Consider the following 15,372-nt stretch of genomic DNA (forward strand, 5'->3'; position numbering starts at 1 on the left):
GCAGAATGAGAATGGGTATCTTTCAGGCTTTAACATCGGTAAGCATAAAACAACAGTAATTATCTGCCGCTACGTGAAATCTGCTTGCGCCGGGGATTGGTTGCCGAGGATTTTTAACAAAATTTAGAAAAAGAATTACTAATGACTAACCTGTTGACCCTGGTCAACTTACAGGCAGATAGGGCTGCTATTTTGCAAGGCTTCGCAATGGAGCCAATAAAGTAGAACGATAAAATGCAAATTAACAGACGGAGTTTTTTCAAAATCTGTGCTGGCGGGTTGGCGGGCACCAGCGCGGCGTTACTCGGTTTTGCCCCCACCACAGCCTTAGCCAGCGTCAGAGAGTTCAAACTCATTCGCGCCAGAGAGACACGTAATAACTGCACCTACTGCTCAGTCGGCTGCGGCATGCTGATTTACAGCCTGGGTGATGGCGCTAAAAATGCCCGCGCCTCGATTTACCATATTGAAGGCGATCCTGACCATCCTGTCAGTCGTGGATCGCTCTGCCCCAAAGGCGCGGGCGTGCTCGACTTTATTCACAGTGAACAGCGCCTGAAATACCCGGAATACCGCGCGCCAGGCTCGGATAAATGGCAGCGCATCAGCTGGGATGAGGCATTTGACCGCATAGCCCGCCTGATGAAGCAGGATCGCGATGCCAATTTCCAGGCCACCAACGCCGCTGGCGTGACGGTAAACCGCTGGCCGACCACCGCCATGCTCTGCTCTTCCGCCGCCAGTAATGAAACCGGCCTGCTCGATCAGAAATTTGCCCGCTCGCTGGGTATTCTGGCGCTGGAAAACCAGGCGCGCCTGTGTCACGGCCCGACCGTGGCCGCGCTGGCCCCCAGCTTTGGTCGCGGTGCGATGACCAATAACTGGAACGACATCAAAAATGCCAATGTGGTGATGATCATGGGCGGCAACCCCGCCGAGGCGCATCCGGTTGGCTTTAAATGGGTGATTGAAGCCAAAACCCATAACAATGCGCAGGTCATCGTGGTCGATCCACGCTTTAACCGCTCTGCGGCGGTCGCCGATCTCTACGCGCCACTGCGTGCCGGCAGCGACGTGGTTTTCCTGATGGGAGTGATCAACTATCTGCTGCAACACAATCAGATTCAGCAGGAGTATGTTCGCGCCTTCACCAATGCCGCACTGATTGTCAGCGAAGGTTTCAGCTTCAGCGACGGGTTGTTCAGCGGTTACGATGCTGAAACCCGTCAGTACGATCGTCAGAGCTGGCACTATGAGCTGGATGAAAACGGCCATGCGAAACGCGATGAGAGCTTCACTCACCCGCGTTGCGTGCTGAACCTGCTGAAAACCCATGCCAGCCGTTACACCCCGGAAATGGTGACGCGCCTGTGCGGCACTTCGCAGGAATCCTTTATTGCGGTGTGCAGGCAGCTGGCCTCCACCTGTGTGCCGAATCGCACCGCGACTATTCTCTATGCGCTGGGCTGGACTCACCACACCAACGGTTCGCAGATTATCCGCACGGCGGCGATGATTCAGCTGCTGCTGGGTAATATCGGGATGCCAGGCGGCGGTATTAACGCGCTGCGCGGCCACTCCAATGTGCAGGGCTATACCGATCTCGGCCTGCTGGCGCAGAGTCTGCCGGGCTATCTGCCACTGCCCTCAGAGAAGATGACCACGCTGGCAACCTACCTGCAGCAGGCCACGCCGGTCGCGACACTGCCGGATCAGGTCAACTACTGGCAGAACACCGACAAATTTTTCGTCAGCCTGATGAAGAGTTTCTACGGCGATAAGGCCACAGCGGAAAACCAGTGGGGCTACGACTGGCTGCCGAAGTGGGATAAGAGCTACGACTGCATGGCGCAGGCGGAGATGATGGAACAGGGCGCGCTCAATGGTTGCCTGATTCAGGGCTTCAACCTGCTGGCCGCCTTCCCGGACAAAAATAAAGCGGTCCGGGCACTGTCCCGCCTCAAATATATGGTGGTGATCGATCCGCTTCGCACCGAAACCGCCAGCTTCTGGCAGCATCACGACGAGTTCAACGATGTCGATCCGTCGAAAATCCAGACCGAAGTATTCCGTCTGCCCTCTTCCTGCTTCGCTGAAGAGTCGGGATCGGTGGCGAACTCGTCGCGCTGGCTGCAGTGGCACTGGGCGGCCGCGGAGCCGCCCGCTGAAGCGCTGCACGACGGTAAAATCCTCGGCAATCTGTTCATGCGTCTGCGCGCGCGCTATCGCCTGGAAGGCGGAGCAAACCCTGAACCGCTGATGGCAATGCGCTGGGACTACCGCGATCCGTCTAATCCTGAGCCGGAAGAGGTGGCGCAGGAGAACAACGGTCAGGCGCTTGCCGACATTTACGACGCCAGCGGCAAGCTGTTGCTGAAAAAAGGCCAGCAGCTCAACGGCTTCTCAGAGCTGCGTAACGACGGCACCACCGCCAGCGCCTGCTGGATCTACAGCGGCAGCTGGACGCCGGAAGGCAACCAGATGGCACGACGCGACAACGCCGACCCATCGGGGCTGGGCGCGGTCTCCGGTTGGGCCTGGGCGTGGCCGGCTAACCGCCGCATTCTTTATAACCGCGCCTCCGCCGATGCGCAGGGTAAAGCCTGGGATCCGAATCGCCGCCTGATTGAGTGGGATGGCACTCGCTGGCACGGCATCGACGTGCCGGATTATCCGGTAACGCTGTCGCCGCAGCAGCAGGCCGGTCCGTTTATCATGCAGCCCGATGGTCTTGGCCATCTGTTTGCGCTCGATAAGATGGCCGACGGCCCCTTCCCGGAACATTACGAACCGATGGAAAGCCCGCTCGCCAACAATCCTATGAATCCGCAGCAGCGTCATAGTCCGGTCGTTCGACTGTTCAGCAGCGACGCCGCGCAACTGGGCGAGGCCGCTGACTATCCCTGCGTCGCCACCACCTATTCCATCACCGAACTGTTCCGGCACTGGACCAAACATGCCCTGCTGAACGCGATTGCGCAGCCGGAGCAGTTTGTTGAAATCGGCACCGAACTGGCAGAGGAGAAAGGCATCAAGGCCGGAGACAGCGTCAAAGTCTCGTCGCGCCGTGGCTATATCAAAGCCAAAGCGGTGGTAACACGTCGTCTGCAGCGTCTGATGATTGACGGCAAGCCGGTTGATACCGTGGGTATTCCCTGTCACTGGGGCTTTGAAGGCACCACGCGCAAAGGCTTCCTCGCCAATACGCTGACGCCGTCGGTTGGCGATGCCAACTCGCAGACCCCGGAATACAAGGGATTTTTAGTAAAAGTGGAAAAAGCGTAACGGTAGATGACAATGGCTTATCAATCACAAGATATTATCCGTCGCTCAGCGACCAACGGCTTCACCCCACCGCCACAGGCGCGCGATCACCAGCGTGAAGTCGCGAAGCTCATTGACGTCACCACCTGTATTGGCTGCAAAGGCTGTCAGGTCGCCTGCTCCGAATGGAACGACATCCGCGATGAAGTCGGTCATAACATCGGGGTCTATGACAACCCTACCGATTTGACCGCCAAATCCTGGACGGTGATGCGCTTCTCGGAAGTTGAAGAGAATGGCAAGCTGGCCTGGCTGATTCGCAAAGATGGCTGCATGCACTGCGCCGATCCCGGCTGCCTGAAAGCCTGTCCGTCGGCAGGTGCCATTATTCAGTACGCCAACGGCATCGTCGATTTCCAGTCTGAGCAGTGTATCGGCTGCGGATACTGCATTGCGGGTTGCCCGTTCAACGTGCCGCGGCTCAACAAAGAGGATAACCGCGCCTACAAATGCACCCTGTGCGTGGATCGCGTCAGCGTCGGCCAGGAGCCTGCCTGTGTGAAGACCTGTCCGACCGGTGCCATTCATTTCGGCAGCAAAAGCGACATGCTGACGCTGGCGGAGGAACGTGTAGCGGAGCTGAAGTCGCGCGGCTTTGCGCAGGCTGGCCTCTACAACCCGGAAGGCGTGGGCGGCACCCATGTAATGTATGTGCTGCATCATGCCGACAAGCCTCAGCTCTACCACGGTCTGCCTGCTAACCCGGGCATCAGCCCGACGGTGACCTTCTGGAAGGGGATCTGGAAACCGCTGGCGGCGGTGGGTTTTGCCGCTACGTTCGCCGCCTCTATTTTTCACTATGTTGGCGTTGGCCCGAATCGCGTCACTGAAGAGCACGACGACAACGACGATCATCCTGAGGAGCGCAAATAATGAAAAAACCCGATCATCTGGTGCGTTACCGCGCACCCGAACGCATCAATCACTGGATTGTCGCGATTTGCTTTGTCATGGCCGCGTTAAGCGGATTAGGGTTTTTCTTTACGTCGTTCAACTGGCTGATGCAGATATTTGGCACACCACAGCTGGCGCGTATTCTGCATCCTTTTGTCGGCGTGGTGATGTTCGTTGCTTTTATGCTGATGTTTTTGCGTTACTGGAAACACAACCTGATTAATCGCGATGACCTTTACTGGGCCAGAAACATTCACCTGATTGCGCTGAATGAAGAGGTAGGTGATACCGGTAAATATAACTTTGGTCAGAAGTGTGTGTTCTGGGCTGCTATTATCAGCTTAGTGTTGCTGCTTGCCAGTGGCATCGTGATCTGGCGACCTTACTTTGCCGATGCCTTCGCCATTCCGCTGATTCGTCTGGCGTTGGTGGTACATTCGGTGTCAGCGGTGGCGCTGATCATCGTCATTATGGTGCACATTTATGCTGCGTTGTGGGTCAAAGGCACACTGACCGCGATGGTAGAAGGCTGGGTCAGCGCCGAATGGGCCAGGCAGCACCATCCTCGCTGGTATCGCGAGCAGCGTAATCCGCCAATAAAACAGGAAAAACGCCCCTGATGAGTATTCGCATAATCCCGCAAGATCAGCTGGAGAAAGGCGAAAAGACAACGGCGGAGATGATTCCGCCGTTACTTTTTCCACGGCTGAAAAATTTATACAGCCGTCGTGCTGCGCGACTGCGTGACCTGGCGGCGAAAAACCCACTCGGCGACTACCTGCGCTTTGCGGCGGTGATCGCTGAAGCGCAGGAGATTGTGCTGTATGACCATCCGCTGCACATCGACCTGCATGCCCGCCTGACGCAGAGCGCCAGCGAGGGCAAGCCGCCGCTGAATATTCATACCCTGCCGCGCGATCCCCACTGGCAGCGACTGCTGCATTCACTGATTGCCGAGCTGAAGCCAGAGATGAGCGGTCAGGCACTGGCGGTGCTGGAGAATCTGGAGAAGGCGTCCGCTACCGAGCTGGAAACGCTGGCCAGCGCGCTGTTTACCGGCGAGTATGCGCTGGTCAGCAGCGACAAAGCACCCTTTATCTGGGCGGCGCTTTCGCTCTACTGGGCGCAGATGGCGGCCCTGATCCCAGGCAAAGCACGCGCTGAGATGGGCGATCAGCGCCAGTTCTGTCCGGTCTGCGCCAGTATGCCAGTCGCCAGCGTGGTGCATATGGGCAGTCATGAAGGCGCGCGCTATCTGCACTGTAATCTATGCGAAAGTGAATGGCATGTGGTGCGCAGCAAATGTACCCAGTGCGAACAGTCCCGTGATCTGCACTACTGGTCGATCGACAGCGAACGGGCGGCGGTGAAAGCAGAGAGCTGTGGCGACTGCGGCACTTACCTGAAGATGCTCTATCAGGAGAAAGATCCGGCCATTGAACCGGTGGCAGATGACCTGGCATCGCTGATACTGGATGCCAAAATGGAGCAGGAAGGCTTCGCACGCAGCAGTCTCAATCCCTTTATGTTTCCTGGCGAATAGTCACTGACTCTGGAGAACCCGATGAAACTGATTGGCAGCTATACCAGCCCGTTTGTGCGTAAGATTTCGATTATCATGCTGGAAAAAGGCATTACTTTTGAATTCGTTAACGCATCGCCTTACAGCGATGACAGCCATGTGCCGCACTACAATCCGCTGGGCAAAGTTCCGGCGCTGGTCGCTGACGATAAGCAAATCTGGTTCGATTCCAGCATCATTGCGGAGTTTCTGGAACTGCGTGGCGTGGAGCCTGCTCTGCTGCCTGCCGATCCGCTTGAATCGCTTAACATCCGTCAGCTGGAGAAGCTGGCGGATGGCGTCAGCGATGCCGCGCTGGTGATCGTGCGCGAGCAGATGCGTCCGGGAAATTTACAGTCGGAAGAGGTGCTGCTGCGCAATCGTGAAAAGATTCAGCGCAGCCTCGACATGCTGGAAGCGAAGGCGGCAGAGGGGAAATGGCTTAACAACGGCCAGCTCAATCTGGCGGATATCGCCACCGGTTGCATGATCGGCTACCTCAATTTCCGTCGCGTAGTGCCGAACTGGTGTGTTGAACGACCGGCGCTGGTGAAACTGGCGGAAACACTGTTTCAGCGTGAGAGCTTTTGCGCGGACGACGCCGCCTGCGGCGTGATGGGTCAGGCGAAATAACTATCAAAGCGCCCCGGGCAGGCATGGAAGCGACATTTTGTTACGCTGCACAGGAAAAATATAATCGGCCTGCTGGTCTGACAACTCAGTCAATTTCGTCTCCAGACAGGTCATTTTCATAATCCTGCCCGCCATGCCATATGCCTAAAACACTCACTGTTTTCTCAGACAGCATGAAAGCAATTATTGTCCGTCTGCGGTAATTGGTGATTCTCAGTCCTGGCAGAAGATCATCACGACAGTTCCCTCTATGTGGGAACTGTGCAAGAGACTCACAATAATCGATGACGTTTTCCGTAAAGTTTAAAGCGGTATAGGGTGTCGCTGCTTGCGCGATATAACGGTAAAGTTCTGCCAGTTGTTCCTGCGCCTCTGGTGCGAACACCACCCTGTAAACCATTACTCCTCCCCGGTCGCCTTCCTGTGTTCCGCTTTCAGTCTGTTCCTGAGGTCGTTAGCGCTCAGGCTTTGTGTTTCGCCACTTTGAAGTGCTTCCCAGGCGGGCACTACCTTTTCATGCAGCCATTGTTCCACGGCATGATCCCGTGCCATCAGCGCACGCAATCCTTCACGGATCACTTCGCTTTCCGATGCATATTCGCCGCTGGCAACACGTGCCTTAACCTGTGCTGCCATTTCATTGGGCAGCGTGATACTCATCTGCTGTGTTGTTCTCATGGGTAACCTCTTTCTTCTGCCTGATAGGATTTAATCATACTCACCTTTCTGGCAGCTGTCAGTTTCACACTCTGTTGTGTCGCTCTCTCCTGAGAATTGGGGACTTACAGATGTCGTCGAGGGTATCCGGTTTTCAACAGCGCGATAGCACATCTTATCAGCGATTCAGGCACTGTCATTATCGGACAGTGTAAAAACCATACAGATTATAATGTGCATAACCTGGACTTAAAGATTGAATAGCTGGCTGTTTAAAGGAGCTGAAGAGGGATTCAGGAATAGAAAACCACACAAAATCTGCCGGAAAAACAATGGGTTTTTCAGAGGCGCCTCTCAGTTTATTACCTGGCTTTTTGGGATTAAAGGTTATTGTTTTCAGGCAAATTTTTACCTACGAGCATACCCACCACCGCATGCACAATCAGGTTTGCTTCAGTATTTCACCACATCTTTTCTGTCAGCCCCTTTCGTGATAGTCAGCGTATGTATCTGCTCTGCAAGATATGGTGCCGTTGCGGCGTGAGAGCTTTTTCTAAGCCAGCCACTTAAGAAGGACAATGGTGTATGGCACGGCAGGACGATTTATCTGCTGGTCAGCAGCAGAGCTGATCAGAGGAGGCGATACAGCAGTCGGGAGCATGATAACCGTGCGTACGAACAGGTTCTTTCAACTCGATCACCGATACGGATTCCTGAAATTTCATCTCACGCTTGCCCAATAAATTCCTTCGGATTATCTCTTTAAAAATACGCTCAGGGATATTCTCAGCATCGGATGTTTTATCATCATGAACAATGATGTGGCTTGCGTTTTCATAGCCTGGCGCCCACATATCATTATTAGGCGCATTTTTGTAAACGGCGATAAGAGGTTTTTTCCACGCAGCAGAGATATGTACAATTGATGTATCTGGCGTTATCACCATATCCGATTCTTTAATTAATGCCATCACATGATGCAAAGTATAAAAGGGATTTTTCACAACATTTTCAGGAAGCGGCACCGCTATTTCATTACGATGATCCAGAGTGATGATTTTCACCTCCCTGCTGTTATTACTAATCATATTAATGATTTCCAGCAATTGCTGTTGTGAGAAGTTCCTTTCCGGCGTGCCAGCAAAAGCATTAATAAGAATTTTTTTCTTATTTTCCCAGGGACTAAGAAAGTGCCTCACCTCATCAAGCACAACATCAGGAAAATGAAGACTGTAAGTGAAATTGCCTGTCGCTTTAACGCCAATGCTTTTACTTATCAAAGAAAGTAACTCTGTAACATGCTGCTTTTCATTTTTATAGGGAACCGAAACTGTGTAATGGCTGATATCAGATTGCTTATTTAGGCCAATAACGAATCTGGCATTGATATCCCGAAATAACTTCATTCGATGCACCGGCGTTTCGGATAAGCAAGGATCGATAATCAGATCATACTTATTTCTATTTAGCATTTTCATCGTTGCTTGTGAAACGGTATGATAAAAAGACTTCAGGTAATGGTTATAACTGCAATTTCCTGCCTTATAAATATGCCTGATAAAAGGGCTGTATTTTATTATGTCGTAACAGGCTTCAGTTACCAGCAAATCTACTGCATAGCCAGCCTGATGAAGGGACCTGATGAGTGGCATCGAAACGATGATATCACCCACTTTTCCTTCATTGCGAACAAGCAGTACAGTTTTCACGGAGTCAGGTTCAAAGGAGACTTTTTTCCGTTTATCCCACAGAAGCTTTGCAATAGAGATTCTTGCCTCGAGTTTCACCTCTTTAAGATAGTAGTTTTTTCTTCGATTCCATTCGCGTATTTTTTTGAATGGTCCCTTTGATACGGTGATCCTCACATCCTTATTCATTTCACCCTTCCTGCTTCCTGATAAGATCTTTTATTTGATACAAAAATCACTTAAATCAATCGTCTTTTATTTATATTAACCTTTTAATAATCATGTAATTCTACAACATCCTGAAACGCTTACGCTATACAATAATATTTAATCGTTCTGCAGGATCATCATTCAATTAACATCACTGATTGGATTTTTGCTAAAAACACCCAGCCATTATCGTTCCCATTAACCTTACTGCATCATGCGCCGTGATATGACAACTCAGGTTGCTAAATATAAGTTACTCACTGAAATTTCACTAATGGCAAGCTCTGATAAATAACCCACTCAAAGGTAATCATTGAATAGAATCAGCTATTTTTAACATTACTTCCCGAATACTTATTACGGACATAGCGCCAGGGTAAACGCTTTCAGAGGTAATGGTGACAGACCGGAAAAAAACCTTTTTTCAGAGACGCTTCGCAGTTTATTACCTGGCTTTCAGCGAGTTTACAAAGCGGGCGGTGTATATTTGAACAGGAGAAAACAGAAAAGGAAGAACGTAACGAGAGATTTTTAGCGCGGCTGAAGCGAGCGCCAACCCGCAACAGCCGCTGACCACAACTAACTGGATTGGAGTTAATTATGGCTAGAGATGATTCTACGTCAGAAGCCGCTGTACCCCAAGCACGCAAAAGCATCGTTGGTTACCGCCCCAACGGCGGCAGACCAAATCCCTTGCCTCGACTCACCATCAAAGGACGATGGCTGGAACAGTGGGGATTTATTAAAGGCCAGCCCGTCAGCATCATCGCCGAACAGGGCCAGCTGATTATCCGCATCGTGCACGTCACGGAGGAGAATGTATGAAGATCATTTTTACCCCGGAACCCATCCCGGAGCTGACTATCACAGGCGGCCAGCTAGCCGCGCTCGGATTTACCACCGACGCGCCGATCCGGCTGATGCTGCGGGATAACACGCTGTCGGTGACAACCGTGACTGATGAAGCAGGCTGGAAAGAACTCTGCGAAGCCAGCCAGCAGTGCCAGGATCTGGGCGCGGACTGGGTGCGGGAGAACGGCGAGGTAATTATCGGCGGCAGCTGGCTGACCGAGTTTGGTATCACGGATGCGGGACAGATCGAAATTGCCGCAGCAGATGTGTTGCGGCTGCAGCGGCGGTAAGAGGAGATTCAGGGCTTAAAGCAATAATCCCGGCCAGTTGGCCGGGATTATTTCAGCTTTTTATTGTGAAAGAGATATAGATGTTATCCCCCCTTTAATTTACTTAAATGTTCTTTAGCGTAATCGCAGCTATCAGAGGAATCAGTTAGATTACAGTACCAGTCAGCATAAAAATTCTTCATTTTATTATCTTCATACTGATAAACGTCCCCTCCCAGTACCGTCCATTTAGCCTCTAAAAATAACTCCAAAGCCTGATTAGCTACAGACATTGGTAGGACGGCATCATTAAGTCCGTTATCTAAAAGGCTTTTTCCACAACGCGAATACAATTCCAATATTTTATTTAGCATTTTTCAAACCATTTCCATTTATTATTTAGGTACAAAGAGGCGATGATTTATGGCACCACTTGGTTCACGGATATATTCGAACACACCTTCCTTCCCGCGATAACTGCCAGATATCTCTAACTTCAGACGCTCCACACCATAACCCCCCTGTAATTACTGATATTTTTCCCAGATCAGCATGACCATCTACTGATTCTGGGAACGAATGGAAGTCCCCAGAAGAAGCTTGTTGTTTGACTTTATCTGTGTACGCCGTGCCCTTGAAAAAATCACTTGCACTAATAGGACTGTTTTTATCAGATGACTCAGATATATAACCAGTACTAGTATTCTCTGTCGGTTTAGGATTGATGAATATTCCATCATTTTTTCCTGGCTGGGTTTCAGGAGATATAGTTATAAGGGGACTATTCTTAACTGTCTGATTTGGCGTAACTAGCGCAGTTCCCTTATTCACGTCCTGCACAGGATTTTCCAGCTTACCTAAACTCTCTGTACCCGCCTGTTGATTGCCACCGGTATGCGAAGGAGCATATTTATCCTGAAGCGAACTGAGATACTTCCCGGTGATCTCGTCGTTACCCATCATTTGCAGGGTAACAAGATGCTCCAGTTCGTCGGAGGTCATTTTATCAGCTACATCTTTAATGGCCAGTCCGGCAAGCCCTGTGATTCCGGCTTTCGCACCAATCTCCAGCAACTGCTCTGCAACCTTATTCCGGCACGGTGAAAGTGCGGCACAACCACGCGCAACCAGTGCAAGATTATTGTTTTCAAACGCGTTCTTACCCGCCTGCGCGCCCGCCACAACATCCGCCGTGCTGTCACCCACTACGCCGCCCGCCAGACCCGCCGCCAGCGTCCCCAGCGCACTTATCGTCTGCCGCTGCTCCTCAGACAGGTCTTCACGTTTAACGCCCGGATACAGCTGCTGCGCGATGTACTCGCCCATCACCGCCCCCGAGGCGCCGGCCAGCGCAGCATTGCCCGCCGCGTACGAGGTTACCGCACCCAGCACCGCGTGCGCCATCAGGTTCGCTTCGGTATTAACCTTACCGTTCGCATCCGTCGTCAGCTCGTGTATCTTTTCCGCCAGGTACGGTGCCGACGCGCCGCTTATCGCCTGCGCCACGTTCCCGCCCGACAGGCCCTGCACCGCCGCCGTCACCGCGCTGATGCCCTGCTGCAGCGACGAACCCGTGCCGAACGGCTTCATCGCGTTGTCATACGCCCGCTGCGATATATCGGCTTCCGTATAAGGCTTACCGCTTGCCGCCAGCTGCTCACGCGCCGCCTGAAGAGCCGCCGGGTCGTCCTTCGCCTTCAGGCCCGCTATCTGGCCCTGCGTCCGCGCGATATCTCCCGCCTGAGCCCCGATTTCCCCGATAAGCTGCGCCGCCTTCAGCCGGTTCTGCTCCTTCTCCTTATCAAAGATGACGTCCAGCCCCGGGTTCGCGTTCGCCACGTCGCGGCTGAGGTCCGCCACGTCCTGCTTCTGCTTTTCCTTATCGCGGATAACGATAGTGCCTTCGCTCACCGCCGCCTTCGTGGTGGAGTTCGCGCTGCCGCTGTCGTTCAGCCCCGCCAGCATGCCGTTCGCCATGTTCCCGGCGAACTGACCGCCGATGCTGCCGCCGGTGCTCATGCCCGCGCTCTGATGCTCCACCTCATATTCCGCGTGGTTCTCTATGTCGCCGAAGCCCAGCGTGCCGGTGTCGAGCCGGTTCTTATCGGCGTTAGCGGTGGAACCGATAACCGCGCCGTTCAGCTGCGTATGCTCACCTACCGTGACGTCAAAGCCGCCCTTCCCGGCAAAAATCCCCGTCTGCTCCGCCACGCTCTGCCAGGTGCTGTGCATCTTATCCCGGCTCACGTTCACGTTCGCCGACCCGGTCATTGAGCCGAAGGTGAAGCTGCCGCCCGCGCTGGCGCTCTGCTGCTTGCTGTCGTAGCGGTCGCTGTCCTGCTCTGAGGTCAGCGTCAGGTTGCGGCCCGCGTCCACCTTCACGCTCTCACCGCTGGCCTGCGCGCCCGTGAGCGTGATGTCGCGCCCGCTGGTCAGGCTGAGCCGGTTGCCCGCGTCCAGCGTGGTCTCGCTGTGCGTCAGCCCGTTGCCTTTTTCGCTGCCCTTCGCCGCATTGACGCTCGCCGATACCGTGATGCCGTACCCGCCCGACCCCACGCCGATACCGACCCCGACGCTGCCGCCCTTGCTGCTGTTCTTACTGTCGGTGCTCTGCGTGTTCTGCGCCGACTGCAGCAGGATGTCCCGCGACGCATCCAGGCTCAGGTCGCCGCCCGCCTTCAGCTGGCTGCCGGCGATGCTGATGTCGCCGCTCTGCGCCGTACCGTTTTTGCCGGTTGCCGTGACGGTCAGATTCCGGCCCACCGTCAGCGTACTGCCCTTCGACTGACTGCTCTCGGTACGCGTTTCGCTTTTCGACGACTGACTGCCGTACGAGGCGCTGACGCCGATGGTGTTGGTCGAGCCCGCCTGATAGCCGTCCTGCCCCGGCTTCAGGTCGCCGGCGGCATTGTGTGCGTTTGCGGCGGCAGTATTCAGCCCGTCCATCTGAGCCGCCTGCGCCGCCTGCACCCCGTTCAGCGCCGCCTGGGTGTTCTGCAGCGCGCTGACCCGCCCGTCGCCCGACTTCCTCGCCTGCTGCGCGCTGCTCACCGCCGTGTTGAGCGCGCTGCCTGCCGTACCCGACAACGCCAGCGTCAATCCGCTCTGCTTCGACTCGGTCTTCTCGGTGCGGGTCCGCTGGTCAACACCCGGATCGATGCTCACGCTGTCGCCCGTCAGGTTCATGTCTTTACCCGCCACCAGGTCTGCGCCGCCGACGTGCAGCCGGTTGCCCGCCGTGACGTTCACGCTGCCCTGGCTGCTGCCGACGGTGCTGACGCTCTGACTCTGGGTGGTACCCTTCTCATCGATTTCATGGCGGGTCGACTGCTTGCCGACCGTGAAGCCGATGCCGCCGCTGCCCAGCAGGCCGCTCTTTTTGTTCTCCTGCAGCTGGTAGTGACTGTCGGTCTCGGTCGCCGCGCCGATCTCCACGTCGCGCCCGGCCCGCAGACTGACGTCCTGGTCGGCAGCCACCGCCGATCCGGTCACCGTCAGGTCGCGTCCGGCGATGACCGTGACGCTTTCGCCGCTCAGCAGGCTAGCGTTCTCACGCGTGGTGACGTCCCGCGTCACGCTGTGACCGCTGCTTTTGTTCAGCAGACCTTTATTCTCTGAGCGTTCTTCACTGTAGAGCGACTCACGTTCGGTGGCGGTGTTCAGTACCACGTCCTGTTTTGCCTGCAACCCGACCGCGCCCTGTTCGCTGTGCAGCGTACTGCCGGTAACGGTGACGTCGCCCTCGCGCCCGATCACCGTCACGCCCAGCTGCCCGCTGAAGGTGCTGCCGGTGCTGCTCTCACGTGCAGTTTCCTCTTCACGGTGGGTGCGGGTATTACCCTCGCGCTTGTTTTCGCTGTCCTGAGCTACCAGGCTGGCGCGTGCGTCTTTAATGGTAACGTTCTGCGCGCTGACGCCAATGCGGCCCTCTGTACTGTCAACCTGCGCGCCTTCGGCCAGCAGGTTATTACCCGCCACCAGCGTCACACCCTGAGCGCCGCTCAGGGTGCTGAGCAACAGACGATCTTCCTGGCGACTATTGCTGACCGACGAGGTCCGGCTGTCGGCCTCAAGATGGGTGGTATTGGTGGTGGTTTCAGCACCGATGCGAATGTCTCCGCCAGCCTGAACCCGGGCGGAGCCGGAGGCGCTGGCCTGACTACCGGTCAGCGTCAGATCACGACCGGCCGAGAGCAGAAGATTGCCACCGGCGTTAAGCTCGCTGCCCTGCGCCTGCTGCCACTCACCGCTGACCTGCGCCATGCGCTTACCCGCCTCTTCCAGGCCGTCTCTGGTGCGGTTGCCCATTGCCCCGGAGATAACCTCCAGGCTGCCGCTGTGGCTGCTTTTTGCGGTACCGATCTCAAGGTTATTGCGTGCGCTCAGGCTGAGATTATCGGTGGCATCCAGCTTCGCGCCCTGCAGCCGGATATCAGCCCCGCTGAGGCTGATATCGTCAGCACTCATCGTTGCCTGACGAAGGGCATTCTGCAGATCGGTGCTGATCGTGAGGCTTTCCGCCTGCACGTCGATGCTGCCCGCCTTAATATCGCCGCCCAGGTGCTGAAACTGCCCGCTGTCTATAGAGAGCGCCTGGTCTGCAAACAGATTACCGGCATTGGTCACGCTGTCCGCCGAGAGCTGCAGGTTACCGCCGCCAATCACCGCGCCCGCGCCGGTCAGGCGCAGCGTGTTCTGGGCCAGATAAACCTTCGGCACCCACACCGTCTGAGGTCCATCTGCCGTATCAACCGTTTCGCTGACCAGCCAGACGATATCCTGCTGCAGCGCCGCGATTTGTTGCGGCGTCAACGCCATGCCCGGCACCAGATGGAAATCCTCCGCCACTCTGGTGCCGTTGTTCATTAAATCCTGATACTGCTCCATCACATCCCCTCCATTAATAGAGGGCCTGCCGGTCAGTTTCAGAACCTGCTCGCGCACCAGCCGCTGCTCGTAGAACCCATCGCCCAGGCGTTTATGCACCTGTGACGGATCGTAACCCACCCGTTCAAGCAGATAGTCGCTGCTGATAAATTTGCTCTTGCTGGTAAAACGCTCGTCAGTCACGATCAGATACGGGCTGCCCGCCGCGGTATGCTGGCTGAACAGACCATTATTGGGGATGGTTGTGGCGACTTTCTCCAGCTGTTGTAGCGCCGTCAGGGCCAGTTCAGCCGGTAACAGTGGGCGACCCGATGTGTTATCACCCGTCGTAAGTTCTGTGTCGCCGTCATGGCGGGCAACGCCGTCCACGGTAAAGGCCAAGCCACACGGTATTAGC

11 protein-coding genes and 1 pseudogene are annotated in these 15,372 nt (G+C 55.0%); 7 read left to right on the top strand and 5 right to left on the bottom strand.

Translation table 11 applies throughout. The features are described from left to right. Positions 1 to 234 precede the first annotated feature (234 nt). The 5 genes and pseudogenes from fdnG to JNO11_RS19180 all read left to right on the top strand — a co-directional run bounded on the left by fdnG (position 235) and on the right by JNO11_RS19180 (position 6,395). Positions 235 to 3,285 carry a formate dehydrogenase-N subunit alpha gene (fdnG, locus tag JNO11_RS19160; RefSeq protein WP_325177601.1) on the top strand — a complete coding sequence of 1,017 codons (3,051 nt, stop codon included), beginning with the start codon at positions 235 to 237 and terminating at the stop codon, positions 3,283 to 3,285. Between the two features lie 12 nt (positions 3,286 to 3,297). After that, positions 3,298 to 4,197, top strand: coding sequence for a formate dehydrogenase subunit beta (gene fdxH, locus JNO11_RS19165; protein WP_010257476.1), 900 nt, complete (start codon positions 3,298 to 3,300; stop codon positions 4,195 to 4,197). Continuing rightward, the gene (gene fdoI, locus JNO11_RS19170; protein ID WP_325177602.1) at positions 4,197 to 4,838 is read left to right on the top strand and encodes a formate dehydrogenase cytochrome b556 subunit; all 642 of its coding nucleotides are present in this window, start codon (positions 4,197 to 4,199) and stop codon (positions 4,836 to 4,838) included. The genes fdxH and fdoI overlap by 1 nt, the downstream gene beginning before the upstream one ends. Then, entirely contained in the window at positions 4,838 to 5,761 is a 924-nt protein-coding gene (fdhE, locus tag JNO11_RS19175; protein WP_052270951.1) for a formate dehydrogenase accessory protein FdhE, read from the top strand. The genes fdoI and fdhE overlap by 1 nt, the downstream gene beginning before the upstream one ends. A gap of 21 nt (positions 5,762 to 5,782) precedes the next feature. After that, positions 5,783 to 6,395 (top strand): annotated as a pseudogene (locus tag JNO11_RS19180) (glutathione S-transferase). A gap of 102 nt (positions 6,396 to 6,497) precedes the next feature. On the opposite strand, the gene JNO11_RS19185 reads toward JNO11_RS19180, so the two are convergent. From JNO11_RS19185 to JNO11_RS19195, 3 genes are all read right to left on the bottom strand, one after another. Beyond that, a complete protein-coding gene (locus JNO11_RS19185; protein ID WP_033773231.1) occupies positions 6,498 to 6,812 on the bottom strand; it encodes a type II toxin-antitoxin system RelE/ParE family toxin in 315 nt (104 codons plus the stop codon). Beyond that, the gene (locus JNO11_RS19190; protein ID WP_033773230.1) at positions 6,812 to 7,090 is read right to left on the bottom strand and encodes a type II toxin-antitoxin system ParD family antitoxin; all 279 of its coding nucleotides are present in this window, start codon (positions 7,088 to 7,090) and stop codon (positions 6,812 to 6,814) included. Before JNO11_RS19190 ends, JNO11_RS19185 begins: the two co-directional genes overlap by 1 nt. Positions 7,091 to 7,683: 593 nt before the next feature. Then, entirely contained in the window at positions 7,684 to 8,946 is a 1,263-nt protein-coding gene (locus JNO11_RS19195) for a glycosyltransferase family 9 protein (RefSeq protein WP_325177603.1), read from the bottom strand. 621 nt (positions 8,947 to 9,567) lie between these two features. On the opposite strand from JNO11_RS19195, the gene JNO11_RS19200 reads away from it, so the two are divergent. After that, positions 9,568 to 9,792, top strand: a complete 225-nt coding sequence (locus JNO11_RS19200; protein WP_033773229.1) for a SymE family type I addiction module toxin — start codon at positions 9,568 to 9,570, stop codon at positions 9,790 to 9,792. After that, complete coding sequence (locus JNO11_RS19205; RefSeq protein ID WP_325177604.1) at positions 9,789 to 10,109, top strand: hypothetical protein; 321 nt, start codon at positions 9,789 to 9,791, stop codon at positions 10,107 to 10,109. Before JNO11_RS19200 ends, JNO11_RS19205 begins: the two co-directional genes overlap by 4 nt. Positions 10,110 to 10,192: 83 nt before the next feature. Here the strand turns inward: JNO11_RS19205 and imm40 are convergent, their stop codons facing one another. Beyond that, positions 10,193 to 10,462, bottom strand: coding sequence for an Imm40 family immunity protein (gene imm40 / locus JNO11_RS19210; protein WP_325177605.1), 270 nt, complete (start codon positions 10,460 to 10,462; stop codon positions 10,193 to 10,195). A gap of 64 nt (positions 10,463 to 10,526) precedes the next feature. Then, positions 10,527 to 15,356 carry a hemagglutinin repeat-containing protein gene (locus JNO11_RS19215; protein WP_325177606.1) on the bottom strand — a complete coding sequence of 1,610 codons (4,830 nt, stop codon included), beginning with the start codon at positions 15,354 to 15,356 and terminating at the stop codon, positions 10,527 to 10,529. Positions 15,357 to 15,372: the final 16 nt, after the last annotated feature.

Source organism: Pantoea sp. 1B4 (genome assembly GCF_016925765.1).
GTDB classification, from domain to species: domain Bacteria; phylum Pseudomonadota; class Gammaproteobacteria; order Enterobacterales; family Enterobacteriaceae; genus Pantoea; species Pantoea agglomerans.

Excerpts from the sequence above, each read along its gene's own strand:
- fdnG (WP_325177601.1), top strand. The coding sequence starts at position 235 with ATGCAAATTAACAGACGGAGTTTTTTCAAAATCTGTGCTGGCGGGTTG.
- fdxH (WP_010257476.1), top strand. The coding sequence starts at position 3,298 with ATGGCTTATCAATCACAAGATATTATCCGTCGCTCAGCGACCAACGGC.
- fdoI (WP_325177602.1), top strand. The coding sequence starts at position 4,197 with ATGAAAAAACCCGATCATCTGGTGCGTTACCGCGCACCCGAACGCATC.
- fdhE (WP_052270951.1), top strand. The coding sequence starts at position 4,838 with ATGAGTATTCGCATAATCCCGCAAGATCAGCTGGAGAAAGGCGAAAAG.
- JNO11_RS19185 (WP_033773231.1), bottom strand. The coding sequence starts at position 6,812 with ATGGTTTACAGGGTGGTGTTCGCACCAGAGGCGCAGGAACAACTGGCA.
- JNO11_RS19190 (WP_033773230.1), bottom strand. The coding sequence starts at position 7,090 with ATGAGAACAACACAGCAGATGAGTATCACGCTGCCCAATGAAATGGCA.
- JNO11_RS19195 (WP_325177603.1), bottom strand. The coding sequence starts at position 8,946 with ATGAATAAGGATGTGAGGATCACCGTATCAAAGGGACCATTCAAAAAA.
- JNO11_RS19200 (WP_033773229.1), top strand. The coding sequence starts at position 9,568 with ATGGCTAGAGATGATTCTACGTCAGAAGCCGCTGTACCCCAAGCACGC.
- JNO11_RS19205 (WP_325177604.1), top strand. The coding sequence starts at position 9,789 with ATGAAGATCATTTTTACCCCGGAACCCATCCCGGAGCTGACTATCACA.
- imm40 (WP_325177605.1), bottom strand. The coding sequence starts at position 10,462 with ATGCTAAATAAAATATTGGAATTGTATTCGCGTTGTGGAAAAAGCCTT.